Source organism: Streptomyces sp. NRRL S-244 (assembly GCF_000717915.1).
Lineage (GTDB): Bacteria > Actinomycetota > Actinomycetes > Streptomycetales > Streptomycetaceae > Streptomyces.
The window spans coordinates 115771-131452 of sequence record NZ_JOCX01000007.1; the positions used below are offsets into that span (position 1 = coordinate 115771).

16 protein-coding genes are annotated in these 15682 nt (G+C 74.6%); 2 read left to right on the forward strand and 14 right to left on the reverse strand.

The window, feature by feature from the left end:
- Window positions 1-67: 67 nt before the first annotated feature.
- The 10 genes from IF02_RS0110520 to IF02_RS0110565 form a co-directional block, all read right to left on the reverse strand.
- The gene (locus IF02_RS0110520; RefSeq protein WP_420708122.1) at window positions 68-1237 is read right to left on the reverse strand and encodes a cation diffusion facilitator family transporter; all 1170 of its coding nucleotides are present in this window, start codon (window positions 1235-1237) and stop codon (window positions 68-70) included.
- Between the two features lie 14 nt (window positions 1238-1251).
- Window positions 1252-1509: a hypothetical protein gene (locus tag IF02_RS0110525; protein ID WP_030155608.1), complete on the reverse strand. Its 258-nt coding sequence runs from the start codon at window positions 1507-1509 to the stop codon at window positions 1252-1254.
- Window positions 1506-3416 (reverse strand): peroxidase family protein, encoded by a 1911-nt coding sequence (locus tag IF02_RS0110530; protein WP_078622003.1) that lies wholly within the window; start codon window positions 3414-3416, stop codon window positions 1506-1508. The genes IF02_RS0110525 and IF02_RS0110530 overlap by 4 nt, the downstream gene beginning before the upstream one ends.
- An 8-nt stretch (window positions 3417-3424) precedes the next feature.
- On the reverse strand, window positions 3425-4780 hold the full coding sequence (locus IF02_RS0110535) for a lipase family protein (RefSeq protein ID WP_030155612.1): 1356 nt from the start codon (window positions 4778-4780) through the stop codon (window positions 3425-3427).
- Window positions 4781-4910: 130 nt separating this feature from the next.
- The gene (locus IF02_RS35910; protein ID WP_030155613.1) at window positions 4911-6338 is read right to left on the reverse strand and encodes a cytochrome P450; all 1428 of its coding nucleotides are present in this window, start codon (window positions 6336-6338) and stop codon (window positions 4911-4913) included.
- Window positions 6335-7741: an FAD-binding oxidoreductase gene (locus IF02_RS0110545; protein ID WP_030155615.1), complete on the reverse strand. Its 1407-nt coding sequence runs from the start codon at window positions 7739-7741 to the stop codon at window positions 6335-6337. The genes IF02_RS35910 and IF02_RS0110545 overlap by 4 nt, the downstream gene beginning before the upstream one ends.
- 59 nt (window positions 7742-7800) lie before the next feature.
- On the reverse strand, window positions 7801-9414 hold the full coding sequence (mdlC, locus tag IF02_RS0110550; RefSeq protein ID WP_030155617.1) for a benzoylformate decarboxylase: 1614 nt from the start codon (window positions 9412-9414) through the stop codon (window positions 7801-7803).
- A gap of 284 nt (window positions 9415-9698) precedes the next feature.
- Window positions 9699-10085 (reverse strand): VOC family protein, encoded by a 387-nt coding sequence (locus IF02_RS0110555; protein WP_030155618.1) that lies wholly within the window; start codon window positions 10083-10085, stop codon window positions 9699-9701.
- A 63-nt stretch (window positions 10086-10148) separates the two neighbouring features.
- The gene (locus tag IF02_RS34750; protein ID WP_158708481.1) at window positions 10149-10316 is read right to left on the reverse strand and encodes a hypothetical protein; all 168 of its coding nucleotides are present in this window, start codon (window positions 10314-10316) and stop codon (window positions 10149-10151) included.
- A gap of 58 nt (window positions 10317-10374) precedes the next feature.
- The gene (locus tag IF02_RS0110565) at window positions 10375-10848 is read right to left on the reverse strand and encodes a MarR family winged helix-turn-helix transcriptional regulator (protein ID WP_030155620.1); all 474 of its coding nucleotides are present in this window, start codon (window positions 10846-10848) and stop codon (window positions 10375-10377) included.
- A gap of 123 nt (window positions 10849-10971) precedes the next feature.
- On the opposite strand from IF02_RS0110565, the gene IF02_RS0110570 reads away from it, so the two are divergent.
- Together IF02_RS0110570 and IF02_RS0110575 are read left to right on the forward strand one after the other, a co-directional pair.
- Window positions 10972-11382 carry an organic hydroperoxide resistance protein gene (locus tag IF02_RS0110570; protein ID WP_030155621.1) on the forward strand — a complete coding sequence of 137 codons (411 nt, stop codon included), beginning with the start codon at window positions 10972-10974 and terminating at the stop codon, window positions 11380-11382.
- Between the two features lie 121 nt (window positions 11383-11503).
- On the forward strand, window positions 11504-12130 hold the full coding sequence (locus IF02_RS0110575) for a hypothetical protein (RefSeq protein WP_037835989.1): 627 nt from the start codon (window positions 11504-11506) through the stop codon (window positions 12128-12130).
- Here IF02_RS0110575 and IF02_RS0110580 read toward each other — a convergent pair.
- The 4 genes from IF02_RS0110580 to IF02_RS0110595 are packed head-to-tail and all read right to left on the reverse strand — an operon-like array spanning window position 12116 to window position 15676.
- The gene (locus IF02_RS0110580; RefSeq protein WP_199809204.1) at window positions 12116-12808 is read right to left on the reverse strand and encodes an alpha/beta fold hydrolase; all 693 of its coding nucleotides are present in this window, start codon (window positions 12806-12808) and stop codon (window positions 12116-12118) included. The two genes, IF02_RS0110575 and IF02_RS0110580, sit on opposite strands and share 15 nt — an antisense overlap.
- Complete coding sequence (locus IF02_RS0110585; RefSeq protein WP_030155627.1) at window positions 12805-13614, reverse strand: DUF1295 domain-containing protein; 810 nt, start codon at window positions 13612-13614, stop codon at window positions 12805-12807. Before IF02_RS0110585 ends, IF02_RS0110580 begins: the two co-directional genes overlap by 4 nt.
- The gene (locus IF02_RS0110590; RefSeq protein WP_078622004.1) at window positions 13611-14912 is read right to left on the reverse strand and encodes an SAM-dependent methyltransferase; all 1302 of its coding nucleotides are present in this window, start codon (window positions 14910-14912) and stop codon (window positions 13611-13613) included. Before IF02_RS0110590 ends, IF02_RS0110585 begins: the two co-directional genes overlap by 4 nt.
- Window positions 14909-15676 (reverse strand): DUF1365 domain-containing protein, encoded by a 768-nt coding sequence (locus tag IF02_RS0110595; RefSeq protein WP_030155630.1) that lies wholly within the window; start codon window positions 15674-15676, stop codon window positions 14909-14911. The genes IF02_RS0110590 and IF02_RS0110595 overlap by 4 nt, the downstream gene beginning before the upstream one ends.
- Window positions 15677-15682 lie beyond the last annotated feature (6 nt).

Sequence of the window (15682 nt, forward strand, 5' to 3'; positions counted from 1 at the left end):
GCATCAAGGCACCGTCAGGGATTGCGCCCCGGCCGCCGGAAGCCCGCCGGCATTCCCCCGGCCGGTGTCAGCCCGCCCGGCCCGCGTGGTGGGCCAGGGCGGCGTGCGGGTCCTCGCGATCGGCGGTGTCGGTGTGATCGATGTGCACGGTGGCCGCGGTCAGCCGGGGGACGGCGTGGATCAGCGCGTGCTCGGCCTCGACGGCCAGGGCGTGCGCCTGCACCACCGTGAGGTGCGGGTCGACGACGATGTCGGCCTCGGCCCGCAGCGCGTGCCCGATCCACCGCATGCGGACCTGCCCGGTGCCCCGTACGCCGGCCACGCCGAGCAGCGCGCCGTGCGCGGTGTCGACCAGGGCCGGATCGACCGAATCCATGAGCCGCCGGCAGACCTCGCGCGCGGCGTCGCGCACCACCATGAGGATGGCCGCGGTGATGAGCAGGCCGACGATCGGGTCGGCGCTCTTCCAGCCGATCGCGGCGCCGCCCGCGCCGAGCAGGACGGCGAGCGAGGTGAACCCGTCCGTACGGGCGTGCAGGCCGTCGGCGACGAGCGCCGCGGAACCGATCCGGCGGCCGGTGCGGATCCGCTGCCGGGCCACCCACTCGTTGCCGAGGAAGCCGACCACCGCGGCGCCCGCGACCGCCCAGAGCTGGCTGATCTCGCGGGGGTGCAGGAGCCGGTCCACGGCCTGGTATGCGGTGAGGGCGCAGGAGGCCGCGATCGTGAGCACGACGACGATGCCGGCCAGGTCCTCCGCGCGGCCGTAGCCGTACGTGTAGCGGCGGTTCGCCGCCCGCCGCCCGAGTACGAACGCGATGCCGAGGGGAACGGCGGTGAGCGCGTCGGCGGCGTTGTGGACGGTGTCGCCGAGCAGGGCCACCGACCCGGACAGGGCGACGACGCCGGCCTGGACGGCCGTGGTCAGGCCCAGGACCCCCAGGGACAGCCACAGCGTGCGCATGCCCTGCCGGGAGGTCTCCATCGCCGGGTCCACCTTGGCCGCCGGCTCGTGGCCGTGCGGGGTGAACGCGTGCGCCAGATGGCCGAGCCGGTGTCCCAGTCGGTGTCGCAACCGGTGCCCCAGCCGGTTCCGCAGCGGCGCCCCGGAGGATCCGTCGTGGCGCTCGTGGCGCTCGTGGCGCTCGTGGCGCTCGTGGTGGTGGCTCACGGCGTGCTCGCTTTCGACGAGGACGACAGGGAACGGGTGGGCTCGACCCTCCGCCCACCCGCCCATTGTGTCCCCGGCCGTCAGCGGGAGCGTACGGCCGCGTCCAACTGCTCGGCGGACCGTGCCAGGCCGGCCGCCGCCGTCGCGCAGCGGTCGGCCAGGGCCTCGATCCGCCACCGGAAGGCCTCGGCCTGCGGACCCTTCCAGTCCAGCGCCACGGCCCCCGCCCGCAGCCGCTCCGCGTGCCGCAGCAGCGCCGCGGAGTGGGCCCGCAGCCCCTCCGCGGGTTCGTACCGCCGTGCATCCCGCTCCGTGCGCGGCGCCGGGATGGCCGTCACAGGGTCCTCCACGGGGCGAAGGCGTTGGTCACGCCGTCGAGGGCCGGGGCCAGTTCGGGGTGGTGGCGCAGGAGGACGGAGACCATGCCGTTGCGGTCCACCCACTCCAGGCCCTCCGCCGAGTACACCTCCGGCCGGTAGTCGGTGGTGAAGAAGCGGTCGCTCTTCAGCCGCCTGCTCGCCATCAGGATGAAGATCCGGAACAGCGAGTCGCTGAAGCCGAACCCGGCCGGCCGTGGCTCGGCGAGATTGCCGACCAGCGTGTCCACCCGGTCGAGGCGCCCCTCGTACAGCTCCTTCAGCAGCGGAGTGTCGCCCGGATGCCCGCCCGTCAGCTCCTCGAAGGAGGTGACCGGCCGCTTGCGCAGCATCTGCCGGTACGCGTTGTAGCGGGGGATCCCGCGCTCGCGGTCCCGCAGGATGTCGACGGTGCCCAGATCGATGTGCTCGCCGGTGAGCCGGGCCAGATTGCGCAGCGCGTCCGGGTGGTTGTGCAGTACGAGGGCCCCGGGGTGGGCCGTGCCGAAGCTGTAGAAGAGGTCGCTCATGCCGTACGCGTCGACCGCCTTGCGGGTGGTCGCGCCCTGCATGTCGTCGAACCCGATGGTCGCGCGGACGGTGCCCGCGCGGTGGTCCCGTACGGCGAGCTCGTCCGGGATCAGCGGGTGCAGCCGGTACGCGGAGACGAACTCCTCCGTCATCGAGAACGGCGCCGCGTGGTGGTCGGTCGCGGAGCCGAGGATTCCGCTGAGCATCTCGCCCTTGCCGACGCGCCCGTACGTCCGGCTGACCCAGCGCGGCAGCACCCCGTACCAGTTGGCGTCCATCGCGCGCCGCAGCACCGGGGTGTCGAGGATGCCCGGCGTCCACTCCACCGTGTGGATCTTCGCCATCAGCGCGGTGTTGACCAGCCGCGCGGTGTGGAAGAGCCGCTCGTCGTCCCAGGTCGGGTAGTGGGCGCGCAGGTAGTCGCAGATCGCGTTGTGCTCCTTGGCGAACAGCGTGTGCAGCAGCGACAGGCCCGCCCAGTAGTCGCTGTTCATGCCGGTCCAGTCCAGGCAGGAGTTCCCCGGCCGCGGATCGGCGGGCAGCCGGCCGTCCTCGACGATCAGCCGTCCGTGCTCGCCCGTGCGCAGCGCCCGGCAGCGGGCCTCGTCGGAGCCGTAGATCTGCGACCCGTCCCACCAGTGCGTGACGGTGTTCTCGTACGTGGGCGGCGCGTCGGCGGCGGTGTGCGCGACCGGGTCGGGGCGGGTGCGGTTCACGCGCATCGGGCAGCCGCCACCGTGCTCGGCCCAGTCGTCGTCCTCGGCGAGCGGGACGGTGAACGGCTCGGCCTCCTCGTTGTCGCCGTGGTTGGCCCAGCCGTGGTTCTCGAACTGGATCCAGGCGGCGGCCAGCAGGTTGAGGGTGGGCGCCGGCACGAACCCCTTGCGGGCCAGCAGCTGCCTGCTGATCTCGCGCGGGCTCGGCGACATCAGCTCCTCTTCGGAGTCCGGGAAGGCCAGGTGCAGCGGGGCGTTGCGGTCGAGCCGGGTGCCGACCCGGCCCATGTCCTCGTCGTACGGGTCGTAGCCCGAGCCGTCGTACGAGCGGAAGGGCGCGAGCGCGGCGGTCGGACGCCGCCGGTGCTCACCGCCCGCGCCGTAGGTGTCGTACAGGTTCTTGCGGCGCAGGTCGTCGCGGAGCACCCGGAGGTTCAGCAGCCCGAGGGGGAGCGGCAGTTCGTGCCACTCGCGGGTGCGGTTGACGCGGGCGAAGGCGGCCGAGCCGAGGCGTTCGAGGAGCCCGGGCGGGCCGTACGAGGGCGACTGGCCGGGGTGGGCGGCCTGCGCGGGGACGCCCGCGGCCGCCGGGGTCCGACGGCTCGGGGCCGCGCTCGGCTCGGTGGAGGTGGTGTCGGTCATGGTGTTCCTCAGCGGTCGTAGAGCCGGAAGAAGCGGGCGGCGGTCACCCGGCCCCGGAAGGGCGCGAGGTCGGCGTCGACGCGGGCGCTCGCCTCGGGGACCGTGTGTTCGAGGTTGTGCGCGTACCGCTCCGCGGCATGGCACAGCGGGAAGGAGTGCGTGTCGTCGGTCCAGGTGAACTCGGTGAACTGCTCGGGCAGTGCGTACGCGGAGACCGAGGAGCGGCCCTCCAGGCTCGGCACCACGTCGTGCTCGTTGACCAGCGAGTACACCCGGGTCCGCGGATCGGCCGGGCGCTTGCCGTCGATGGGGGAGCCGATCGCGACGACGTGCGTGACCTGGTGGATCCCGCAGAAGTCCCGGTCGGCGGCCAGGTTCATGGCGGTGATCCCGCCCAGGCTGTGGCCCACCAGGGCCAGTTCGCAGCCCGAGGGGATCAGCCGGCGCAGCGCTTTGGAGACGGCCCTGGAGTACGGGGTGGCGGGCCGCGCGACGGCGTGGACGGCGCCCAGCAGGTCCTGGGGGCTCTTGTCGCTGACACCGGACATGCCGGCGAGCTGGACCACGTACCGCTGGACGCCGTCGGGACCCACGACCTGCTGGACCAGCAGCGTTCCGTCGGTCCCCACGGCGCCGATGTTGCGGACGTACCCGGCGATCGTGCCGGTCGTGTCGAGGCGCTCGGCGAGTGCGGGGGAGGGGACGAGAGGTTCGGCGCGGCCCCGCCCCCGGTCGAGGAAGGCCCAGACCCGTCCGCTCACGCCGAGGACCGGCTCGGCGCCGGCCAGGGTGCGGCCGGTGGCGATCTCCCAGCCCGCCCCGTCGTTGAGCGGGTTCTCGTCGGTGAGGGCGTTCCACGCCAGGATGTCGGCGAAGGCGGGGGCCAGCAGGGCGAAGGTGCGCTCGGCGCCCTTGGTGCCGAGGAGCGAGCGGAAGACGCGGACCGCCTCGCGCGGCCGGTCCCCCTCGACGGCCCGCAGCACGCGCGCGGTGTCCGGGTCGCCGAGCAGTTCCGGGTGGGTCACGGCGGCGGCCCGGATGCGGGCCTTGAGGCCCGTCACGGCCAGGCTGACCGCAAGGCTCTCCCGGCTGGTGAACACCCCGGCGAGCCAGCCGATCCGGGCCAGACCGCGGCCGCGCGGCGCCCAGCCCAGCCCCTTGGGGTCGGTGATCGTCCGCAGCAGGGTGCGCCAGGCGGCGCCTCCGCGGGCGGCGCGCGGCAGCCGGGTGCCGAGGGCCAGTTCGGAGGCGTACCGGGAGGCGTCCCCCACTCCTTCGGCGGCTTCCGCGAGCACGCGGCACAGGTGGTGCAGGGAGCCGGTCTCCGGTTCGTGCCCGGTGACGGCGGTCGTGGCATCGGTCATGCGGGTGCCCTCCGGGGCATGGTGGGTTTCGGGTGGCGGGCCGCACGTGCGGTGCGGGCCGCACGTGCGGCGCGGGCCGCACGTGCGGCGCGGGCCCGGCGGGCGGCCGGACCCGCGCCGCCGGACGTGCTCAGCGCAGGGCGAGGGTGAGCCGGATACCGGCCGAGGCGAGGATCCCGGGCAGCGGACGGCAGGGGTCCACCGCGGGCCTGCCGCCGGTGACCCGGTGGCCCCGAAGCACCGCCGCGGTCAGCACCGCCGCCGTCAGCACGCCCAGGTGCTCACCCGGGCAGCGCCCGCCGCCATGGCTGAACGGCGCCATCCGGATGTCCTGCGCCGCCCCGGACCGCAGCCACCGGGCAGGCACGAACTGGTGGGCCGCGGGAACGTGTTCGGGATCCCGCTGATGGAACAGGGCGGGCACCAGCACCGCCGTCCCCGCCGGATAGTGCACCCCGCGCCACTCGGTCTCGGCCCGGGTGACCCGTACGAGGTCCGGCACGATCGGGAACAGCCGCAGGGTCTCCTCCACGCAGGCCCGCAGCCGGGGCAGTTCCGCGCCCCCGCCGTCGACCTCGGCCCGCAGGGCCTCCTGCTCGGCCGGATGCGCGGCGAGCAGCAGCAGGGTACGGGCCACGATCGGGGCGACGGTGTCGAGGGCGAGCAGCCAGTGGTGGGCCTGGCCCACCGCGTCCAGCGCGGCGGCGTCCGGTCCCTTGGCGGCCGGGTGGTTGCGGGCGAGCGCGGTCAGGGTGTGCGGTTCGGCGCGGGCGGCGTACTGCTCGACGCGGGCGGCGGCCTTGCGGTAGAGCGCCTCCGCGGCCGCGGCACGCCCCCTGCGCATCCGCATCCAGTTCGACTCCTCGCGGATCGCGAGCAGCCACCGGGCGAGCTCCTCGTCCCCCGCGGCCGCGTCGCCGAGGACCATCCGGCGCCCGATCCGGGCCACCGTGCGCCGCAGCAGCGGGAAGTCCAGCTCGGCGCCCTGGATCAGGGCGGGCGCCTCCTGCGCGATCACCGCCCGGAACTCCTCGCACGAGGGGTGCACCGGCCGGTCGGCGGCGAGCACCTCGTCGTTGACGCGCCGGCGCTCCTCGCGGGTGTCGCCGTGGGAGCAGATGACGCCCGTGGGCTCCAGCAGCGACAGCCCCTTGTACTTGTCGGGCGCGTCCATGGCGAGGGTGCGCACGGGCAGTTCGTAGAACCGCCGGACGTCGGCGTGGTCCAGCAGGACCAGCAGCGGCCCGGACAGGCCGCGCACCTCGACGGGCGCCCCGCCGTGCCGGGCGCGCATGGCGCGCAGCGTCGCCGCCGACCAGCCCTGCTGGCCGAGGGCCGCCTGCGCCGCCACCACCCGGGGTCGCAGGTGGAAGGCCCCGCGCACGAACGCGGGCAGCGTGTGGGTGGCGGCGAAGCGGACGGCCTCGGCGCGCCCGGCCCGGGCTGGCCGGGGTACGGGGAGGGAGGCGGAGCCGGTGTCCGCGGCTTGGTCCGGGATCCCGGCGGCCGCGGTGGTGTTCTCTTCGGCGGCCTCGGAGCGGGCCACGGACTCGGTCATGCCTCCACGACCTTGCCGGGGTTGAGCAGGTTCTTCGGGTCGAAGAGGCGCTTGAGCCCGCGCTGGAGTTCCAGGCTCACCGGGTCGAGTTCCCGGGTCAGCCACTCGCGCTTGAGCGTGCCGATGCCGTGCTCGCCGGTGCTGGTGCCGCCGAGGGCCAGGCCCGCGGCCATGATGTCGTCGTACGCGGTCTGGGCGCGGCGGAACTCGTCCGCGTCCGACTCGTCGAAGACGACGGTCGGGTGCAGGTTGCCGTCTCCCGCGTGCCCGAGGGTGAAGATCCGCAGCCGGTTCCGTACGGCGATCTCCTCGATCGTGCCCATGAACTTGGCCAGTTCGGAGCGCGGTACGGCCACGTCCTCGATGAAGGCGGTCGGCCGGCCGCCGAGGGTCGCGGCGAACGCGCCCAGGGCCGGGGTGACCAGCCGCCGCGCCTCGATGACCTGCCGCGACTCCTCGGAACCGGTGGCGGTCACCACGTTCCGGGACCCGGCCTCCTTGCACAGGAGGGCCATCGATGCGAGGTCGCGGGCGGGCTCGGCGGTGTCGCTCTCGATGATCAGCGTGGCGGCGGCGCCCGGGGTCAGCATCGGGTGCCCGTGGTCGGCGACGGCCTGGGACGTCGCACGGTCGAGGAGTTCGAGGGCGGACGGGACGTGGCCGGCCGCGGTGATCGCGGCGACCGCGTCCCCGGCCGCCGTCAGGGTCGGGAACTGGGCGAGCATGGCCAGCGCGGGCGGCCGTACGGGGCACAGCCCGAGCGTGGCGCCGACGATGACGGCCAGGGTGCCCTCCGAGCCGACGAGCAGGCGGGTCAGGTCGTACCCGGCGACCCCCTTCGCCGTGTCCCGGCCGGTCCGCATGCGGCGGCCGTCGGCGAGGACGAGGTCCAGGCCGCGGACGTAGTCGGCCGTGACCCCGTACTTGACGCAGCAGATGCCGCCGGCGCCGGTGGCGATGTTCCCGCCGATGGTGCAGTGCTCCCAGGAGGCGGGGTCGGGCGGGTAGGACAGGCCGTGCTCGGCGACGGCGTCGTTCAGGCGCTTGGTGACCACCCCGGGCTCGCAGCGCACGAGCCGGTTGGCGGGGTCGATCTCCAGGATGCGGTCCATCCGGGCGGTGCTCAGGACGACGCAGCCGTCGATCGCGTTCGCGGCGCCCGCGAGGCCGGTGCGGGCACCCTGCGGGACGACGGGGACGCCGAGCTCGTACGCGGTGCGCATGATGTGCCGGACCTGCTCGGCGGTGCGGGGGAAGGCGACGACGGCAGGGGTGCCGGACTCGGAGAACGGCGCGGCGTCGCGCGCGTGCGCGGCGAGGGTCTCCGGGTCGGTGTGCAGGACGTCGGCGTGGTCGGTGAGGAGGGTGCGCAGGCGTGACAGAAGAGGGGTTTCGGGGGACATGAGGAGCCTTCTGACGGTGGTGGGGGAGGCGGGCGTCCGGGCTGCGGAGGGGCCGGGCCTCAGAGGGAGGGGAGCTCGGTGGTCACGGGCACGTCGATGAGCACCGGCCCGTCCTGCTGGGCGGCCGCGTCCCGGACGAGCTTGGTGAGTTCACCCGCGCCCTGGGCCCGGTGGGTGCGCACCCCGTAGCCGTCGGCGACGGCCGTGATGTCGAGACCGGGGATGTCGAGGCCGGGGGCGCCCTGGGCGTGTTCGAGCTGCGCGAACCAGTGGAGGATCGCGTACTTCGCGTTGCTGAGGACGACGAAGGTGACGGGGACCTTGTACGCGGCCGCGGTCCACAGGGCCTGTACGGCGTAGTGGATCGAGCCGTCGCCGATGACGCAGACCACGGGCCGGTCGGGCGCGCCGAGCTGCGCGCCGACGGCCGCGGCGGCCCCGAAGCCGAGTCCGCCGCCCGCGGAGAACAGGTAGGAGTCCGGGGTCGCGATGCGGGTGGCCTCGTGGAACTGCGGGACGTTGGAGGGCGATTCGTTGACCCAGAGGGTGTTCTCCGGGGCGCCCTGCGCGATGGCCGTCAGCGCGGCGAGCGGGGTGAGCACCCCGTCGGCCGACTCGGGGAACCGCACCTGCTCGTGCGGTGCGGGCGCGCCCGCACCCGCGCCGGCGGCCGGGAGCCGCTCCGCGAGGGCCCGTACGGTCAGTGCCAGGTCCGCGACGACCGCGTCCCCGACGGGGGCCCGGGAGGCCTCCTCGGCGTCCCGGGTGAGGAGCACGAGCTCGGCGCCCTCGGGCAGGTGGGAGCCGGGGACGTACGGGTAGTAGCGGAACACGGGGGCGCCGACCACGACGACCAGGTCGTGTCCCGCGAGCTGCCGGCCGAGCGGCCCGATCGCCGGGGCCAGATCCCCGCGGAACTGCGGGTGGCTGCGGGGGAAGGAGACGCGGGCGGCGACGGGCGCCGCCCAGACGGGCAGCCCGGTGCGCTCGGCGAGTGCGAGGACGGCGTCCCAGGCGCCGGAGGCGTCGACGTCGTCGCCGACGACGAGGACGGCGGAGCGGGCGCGGGAGATCCGGTCGGCGAGCGCCGCGACCGTGGCGGCGTCGGGAGCGGCGGCGTGCGTGATCCGGCGGGCGGCGGCGGCCCGGCCGGCCAGGTCCTCCGCCTCGGTCAGCTCCGCGTCGAAATCGTCCATGGGGAGGGAGAGGAACACCGGCCCGTGGGGCGGGGTCTCGGCGATCTGCACGGCGCGGGCCAGCGCGGCCGGGACGTCGGCGGGGCGCGGGGGCTCGTACGCCCACTTGACGGCGGGCTGCGGGAGCAGCGTGGCCTGCGGGTTGGAGAGCAGGGCCTCCATGGTGAGCATGGCGCGTACCTGCTGGCCCGCGGTGACGACCATCGGGGTGCGGTTCGCGCGGGCGTTCAGGATGGCGCCCATCGCGTTGCCGGTGCCGGGCCCGGTGTGCAGGTTGACGAGGGAGGTGGTTCTGGAGGCGAGGGCGAAACCGTCGGCCATGCCGACGACGACCGCCTCCTGGAGGCCGAGGACGTACCGGAAGTCTTCGGGGAAGCGCTTGAGCATCGGCAGTTCGGTCGAGCCGGGGTTGCCGAAGACCGTGGTGATACCACGTGCTCGTAGAACGTCCAGGACTGATTCGCGAACCGTGCGCATTCGGTGTCCTTCCGCGCAGCCGGGGGCACTGTCGGTGATCAATCCAGCACACTGAGTTGATCTTTACAAAAAGCCTCCACGGCATATTCGTCTCTGCTATGCGCGCCCCGCGTGCCCGCTTCCCCACTGGCCACACGGCCGGGCGGGGTTGACGCCGTGTCCAGGGGGTGCGTCCGATGTCCCCCCGATGGGTGGACGGGGCTCGGCGCTCGTGGGCCCCGGGGGATGCTCCGGCGCGGTGAAGCGCGGACCGGCCGGGACCGGCGGCCGCGGGCGACGAGGGCTCAGGGGCGGAACCGGAGCGGGTGGTCCGCCGGGACCTCCACCACGGCGATGCGCACGCCGTCCGGGTCGGCGATCCACATCTCGATCAGGCCCCAGGGCTCCCGCCGGGGCGGCCGCAGCACCTCGGCGCCCCGCGTCAGCAGCTCCTCGTACGCCGCCTGCGCGTCGGTGACTTGGAGCCACAGCCGGAGCCCGGGAGCGGGCGGCTCCTCGGCGCGCCCCGAGACCTCGAGGAAGCCGCCGCCCAGGAAGTAGACCGTCCCGCGTTCCGGCCCGGTGCCGAACTCCCGGTAGACGGCGAGCCCCAGGGTGGTGCCGTAGAAGGCGCGCGAGCGCTCCGGGTCCGTGGGGGTGAGCAGGACGCGGCTGCCGAGTACGTGCACCATGCCGGCGAACCTACCCCCGGCGCCGGGGCACCACACGGCGGACGCCCCCGGACAGGGTGCGCGTCAGCCGCAGCCCGGGGCGTACAAAGTGCCCGGGACCTGGCGCCGCCGCAGCTCCCGGTCGTGCGGCCCGGCGGTGGCCGCGCACAGTCGGGGCAGCAGCCGGGCCGTGGTGTCGGCCGCTCCGCTGACCGGGGTGCGGCCGTCCGGGCTGAACGCGAGCGCGCCCACCAGGTTTAGGAGCCGCGGCGGCCTCCGGGAAGCGTTTCGCCCGCTTCGCCGGGGCCGGTCAGGCCTCGGGGACGGCGGCGTCGAGGGCCGCGGTGAGGCGGTGCAGGCGGATCTGGAGATCCCGGATCTCGGCGAGCTCGAAGCCCGTCGCGGCCGCGATCCGGCGCGGCACCTCCACCGCGCGTGCGCGCAGCTCCGTGCCGGCCCCGGTGAGGCCGACGTGGACGGACCGCTCGTCCTCGGTGCTGCGCTCCCGGTGGACCAGTCCGGCCGCCTCGAGGCGCTTGAGCAGCGGCGAGAGCGTCCCGGAGTCGAGTCGGAGGTGGTTTCCGATCTCCTTGACGGGCGTCGTGCCGTGCTCCCACAGCACCAGCATCACCAGGTACTGCGGATAGGTCAGGCCGAGGTCCTTGAGGACGACGCGGTAGAGGCCGTTGAAGGCCCGGCTCGCCGAGTTCAGCGCGAAGCAGATCTGGCCGTCCAGGCGGAGGAAGTCCTCCTCGCGGAGGGTTCGGGGGGGCTGCTCGCTCATGGACGCAAGTGTACCCGGGCAAGGCTTGTGAGGCATTTAGTTGTGCACAACTTAATTGTGTGCTCTACTTCTGGAGTCAGCCGATCACCGGCTGGACGGTCACCACCGCGAGAGGAACCCCTGATGGACGCGCTGTACACCGCTGTCGCCACCGCCAACGGCCGCGAGGGCCGCACGGTCAGCTCCGACGGCCAGATCGACCTCGCTCTCGCCATGCCCCCGGCTCTCGGCGGCAGCGGCCAGGGCACCAACCCCGAGCAGCTCTTCGCGGCGGGCTACGCGGCCTGCTTCGCCAGCGCCCTCGGCCTGGTCGGCCGGCAGGCGAAGGTCGACACCGGTGAGGTGTCGGTCACCGCTGAGGTCTCGATCGGCAAGGACGACACGGGCTTCGGCCTGGCCGTCACCCTGCGTGTCGAGCTGCCGGAATCCCTCGCCGGTGAGACGGGCGAGCTGCTGGTCAAGCAGGCCCACGAGGTCTGCCCCTACTCCAAGGCCACCCGCGGCAACATCCAGGTCGACCTGGTGGTCGAGTAGTCCTGACGGGGGTCCTCCCCTGAGGCGGGGGTCCTCCCCTAAGGCCCCCGGCCCGCCCCGTCAGGGGCGGGTCAGGGCGTTCCCCGAGGACGGGCGGATCCGGCGCGGCCATGATCGATCCATGTGGAACTCACCATGGCAGCGGGCGGCGTTCAGCGTCGGTCCGCTCTGCATGACGGCCTACGGGCTCATCCGGCTGACCGATGAGGAGCACGGCCCCGGTCTGGCCTGGTCTTCGGGCCATCTCTTCTTCCTGGCAGCCGTGGTGTGCTTCATCCCCGTCGTGCTGGGGATGCGGAGGATGGCCGCGGCGGGTCGGGCCCGGGCCGGCCGGGGACTCGCCGGTGCCGGCGCGGTGACCGCCCTGCTCGGCGTGGCCGCGGTCGTCGCGCAGGTGGTCATCGACCTCGTCGCCGGGTTCCTCAGCGAGGACCGCGAGGCGATGCGCGAACTCTTCCGGCGCGTCAAGAGCCACGCCGGTGTGGAGCCCGCCGTCTACACCGTCGGTCCACTCCTGTTCTACGTCGGCCTGCTGCTGCTCCTGACCCAGCTGGCGGCCCTGCGCCGGACAGCCGCCTGGCGGCCCCTCGCCGTGGTAGCCGGCATCGTGGCCACGGGTGTCAGCCTGGACCTGCTGCCGCTGGCGGGGCTGCTGTTCCTCCTCGCGTTCGCGCCCCTGGGGCGGCAGATCGACGACGCGGACCGCCGTCCGCCGGCGGCCACGGCCACGGCCTCACCGGGCCGCTGACGGGACCGGCGCGGCAGGGACGTGGTCCGTGAACAGGGCCTCCGGGAGCGGGGCCAGGCCGAGAAGGCCCAGCGTCGTGTCCGTCGTGACCCGGTGCCAGGCGGCGGCCCGGCGGAGCATCGCGTGCCCGCCGTGCGGCATCGCGATGCCCGCGGCCCGGGCCCCCCGGGCACGGGCCCGCCGTACGTAGTCCCACGACCCCTGCGCGTCGGTGACGCGGTCGGCCTCGTCGTGCAGGAGCACCACGGCCGTGTCCCCGAGGTGCAGGACCGGTTCACCCGGCGGGCACCACGGCGCGAGCCCCACCACCGCGCGGACGAGCGGGTCGGCGGCGGCCCGCAATGCGGCGCGCCCGCCCATGGAGTGCCCGACCAGCACCACGGGCAGGGGCCCGGCCACGCAGCACAGCTCGCGCAGCGCCTGCCACACGTCGTGGACCGGATCCGCGCGGTTGCCGTTCCAGCCCCGGTGCTCGTAGCGGACCTCCGCCACCACCACGCCCCGCGCCGCCCCCGCGCCCGCGATCGCCCGCGCGAACGGACGCATCCGCAGCCCCGGCAGGTTCGCCCGCGGCGGCGCGTCGAGCCCCTCCGCCCGCCCTCCGTGCAGCAGGAGCACCGCGGCCGTCGGGTCCTGCGGCACCCGGTGCAGCACCAGCGCACCCGTCGGCGCCCTCACGCCCGGCCTCCCCGCGGCGGCAGCGGGAGGAACCCGCTGGTACGGGCGGTGTAATCCGCGAAACCGGGCCGGTCCGCCATCCGGGCCTCCAGCAGCCGCTTGCCACTCCCCACCGTCAGCAGCAGCGTCATGGCCACCGGGGACACCACGCACGGCAGCGCGGCCCGCCAGGTCCCGCATACGGGCAGGTAGAGCCCCCACCAGACCAAGGAGTCCCCGAAGTAGTTCGGGTGGCGGGTCCACGCCCACAGACCCCGGTCCATGACCGCGGCCCGGTGCGCCGGATCGGCCTTGAACCGCGCGAGCTGGAAATCCCCCACGGCCTCGAAGCCCAGACCCGCCGCCCACAGCGCCGCTCCGAGTACGTCGAGCGCGCCGAGGGGGGAGTCCACGTAGGACGCGGCCTGCACGGGCAGGGAGACCAGCCAGACCAGGCCCGCCTGGAGCAGGTACACCGTGAGCAGGGCGCGCACCTGCGGATTCCCCCGCCCCCGGGCCAGGAACTGCGTGTAGCGGGGGTCCTCGCCGTGCCCGCGGCCGCGCCAGGCGAGGTGCAATGCCAGCCGCACCCCCCAGACGACCGTGGCAGCGGCGACCAGCAGCCGGCGGCCGCCGTTCCCGTGACCGGCCGACAGGACGTACGAGACCACCGCGATCGCGGCGAACGCCAGGCCCCAGGCGATGTCCGCCGTCCGGTGCAGACGCCGGGCCGTCCCGACCGCGAAGGCCAGGAGCAGGACGGCGGCGGCCGCACCGGCGGCCGCGGCCAGGTTGCTCCCGAGGGCCTCCCAGGAGGCGGCGTTCACCGCCCCGCCCCCAGCGCGACGTCCTCCGTCAGCAGCAGTTGCCGGACGTCGAGGTAGCGGGCCCGGAACCCGGCTTCCGAGTAGGCCAGGTAGAACTCCCACATCCGCCGGAACGTCGCGTCGAAGCCGAGCGCCGCCACGGCCTCGGCCCGCTCCGCGAAGCGCTCCCGCCACAGGCACAGCGTCTGCGCGTAGTGGTCTCCGTACCCCTGGTCGGAGACGATCCGCAGCCCCGCACCGGCCGCGTGCGCCTCGATGGCCTCGCGGGAGGGGATCAGACCGCCGGGGAAGACGTACTTGCTGATCCAGGTGTGCGTACGGGCGGTGCGCAGCATCCGCTCGTGCCCCATCGTGATGGACTGGAGCGCGATCCGTCCGCCGGGCACCACCGCATCGCGCAGGGCGGCGAAGTACGTCGGCCAGAAGTCCCTGCCGACCGCCTCGATCATCTCCACGCTCACCACCGCGTCGTACCGCCCCTCCAGGTCACGGTAGTCCCGCAGTTCCACGTCCACCCGGCCGGCGAGCCCCGCGGCGGCGATCCGGCGGCGGGCGAGGTGCTGCTGCTCCGCGGAGAGGGTCACCGTCGTCACGTGCGCCCCCCGCTCGGCCGCGCGCAGCGCGAGCTCGCCCCAGCCGGTGCCGATCTCCAGCACGCGCTTGCCCGGGCCGACGCAGGCGAGGTCCAGCAGCCGGTCGATCTTCCGGTGCTGCGCGGCCGGCAGGCTCTCGTGGCGCGCGGGGAAGGAGGTGAACACGGCGGAGGAGTACGACAGGGTCTCGTCGAGGAAGAGGGCGAACAGCTCGTTCGACAGGTCGTAGTGGCGATGGATGTTCTCCCGGGCCCCGGACCGGGAGTTCAGCTGCGCCTCGGGCCGGCGCTGCACCCACGCTCCGCGCAGCCTGCGCAGCGGGGCGGGGACGAGGTCGTCCACGTGCAGGGCGAGGACCGTCAGCAGGCCGGTCAGGTCGTCGCTGTCCCACTCGCCCGCCATGTAGGACTCGCCGAAGCCGATCAGGCCGTGCGCCCCGATCCTGCGGAAGAAGGCGTCCGGGTCGTGGACGGTCAGCGAAGGGCCGATGCCCCGGGCCGGTTCGGCGCCGAAGCGGCAGCGCAGGGGCAGGGCGGTCACGGCACGCCGGACCAGCCGGCGGGCGACGGCCGCGTGCCCGAAGGGGGCCGCCGGCGGCCGCGCCACGTCCGGCCACGCGTGGGCGCGGGGGTCGGCATCGAAGTGGACGGCTGCGGCGTGCCGCTTCGCGGGCTCGTCGGCGGTGCGGGGGAGCGAAAGGGTCACGAGAGGATGCCTTCCTGGGGCGCGCGGTCGGGTCGGGGCTGTACGGGCAGCCCGCGGAGCAGCAGTCGGACGGCCTGTCGGCGGATCCCGGCCCAGACGGCGGCCGTGGACCACGGCCGCCGGGCGACCGCGCGCAGCAGGGTGAGGGAGGTGGCGGGGCGGTGGCGGCCGTGCAGGGTCGCGGTGAAGGCCCGCTGCCCGGCACGTTCGAGCTGGACGGCGATCTCCAGCCGCTCCCGCGGCTCCGGCAGTCGCATGCGGTAGTGGCCGTCGACGGGGAAGAACGGCGAGACGTACAGCTCCTTCGTCGCCTCGGCCCGTCCGGCGTCGTCGGTGCGCAAGAGGTAGCAGTGGCGCTGTCCGTACGTGTTGTGGACCTCGCCCACGACACAGAGCAGGGCTCCGGCGCGGTCGTGGCACCAGTACAGCGTCAGCGGGTTGAACACGTACCCCAGGACCCGGGCGTGGGCCAGCATCAGGACCTGCCCGCCGTCGAGGTGTACGCCCCGGGAGGCCAGGTACGCGTCGAGGCCGGCCCGGATGGTCGGCGCGGCGGCGAAGTGGTCCCGGGCGTCGAAGCGGGCCAGCGGGCGCAGCGGCCACGGGAGGCGGGGGAGCGCGTCCACGTCCACGAGCCACATGTACGTGCGGTGGCGGAAGGCGTGCCGTACGGGGGCCGTCCGCGCGTGGGAGACGACGCAGTCGTACAGGGCCGGCACGGCGACGGCGGGCAGGGCGGGCGGTGTCGGCCCCGCAGCGGCCACCGGGTC

Coding starts and splice junctions, on each gene's coding strand:
- IF02_RS0110565 (WP_030155620.1), bottom strand. CDS start 10,848: ATGAGCGAGCAGCCCCCCCGAACCCTCCGCGAGGAGGACTTCCTCCGC.
- IF02_RS0110535 (WP_030155612.1), bottom strand. CDS start 4,780: ATGACCGATGCCACGACCGCCGTCACCGGGCACGAACCGGAGACCGGC.
- IF02_RS35910 (WP_030155613.1), bottom strand. CDS start 6,338: ATGACCGAGTCCGTGGCCCGCTCCGAGGCCGCCGAAGAGAACACCACC.
- IF02_RS0110575 (WP_037835989.1), top strand. CDS start 11,504: ATGTGGAACTCACCATGGCAGCGGGCGGCGTTCAGCGTCGGTCCGCTC.
- IF02_RS0110570 (WP_030155621.1), top strand. CDS start 10,972: ATGGACGCGCTGTACACCGCTGTCGCCACCGCCAACGGCCGCGAGGGC.
- mdlC (WP_030155617.1), bottom strand. CDS start 9,414: ATGCGCACGGTTCGCGAATCAGTCCTGGACGTTCTACGAGCACGTGGT.
- IF02_RS0110545 (WP_030155615.1), bottom strand. CDS start 7,741: ATGTCCCCCGAAACCCCTCTTCTGTCACGCCTGCGCACCCTCCTCACC.
- IF02_RS0110520 (WP_420708122.1), bottom strand. CDS start 1,237: ATGGGCGGGTGGGCGGAGGGTCGAGCCCACCCGTTCCCTGTCGTCCTC.
- IF02_RS0110555 (WP_030155618.1), bottom strand. CDS start 10,085: ATGGTGCACGTACTCGGCAGCCGCGTCCTGCTCACCCCCACGGACCCG.
- IF02_RS0110530 (WP_078622003.1), bottom strand. CDS start 3,416: ATGACCGACACCACCTCCACCGAGCCGAGCGCGGCCCCGAGCCGTCGG.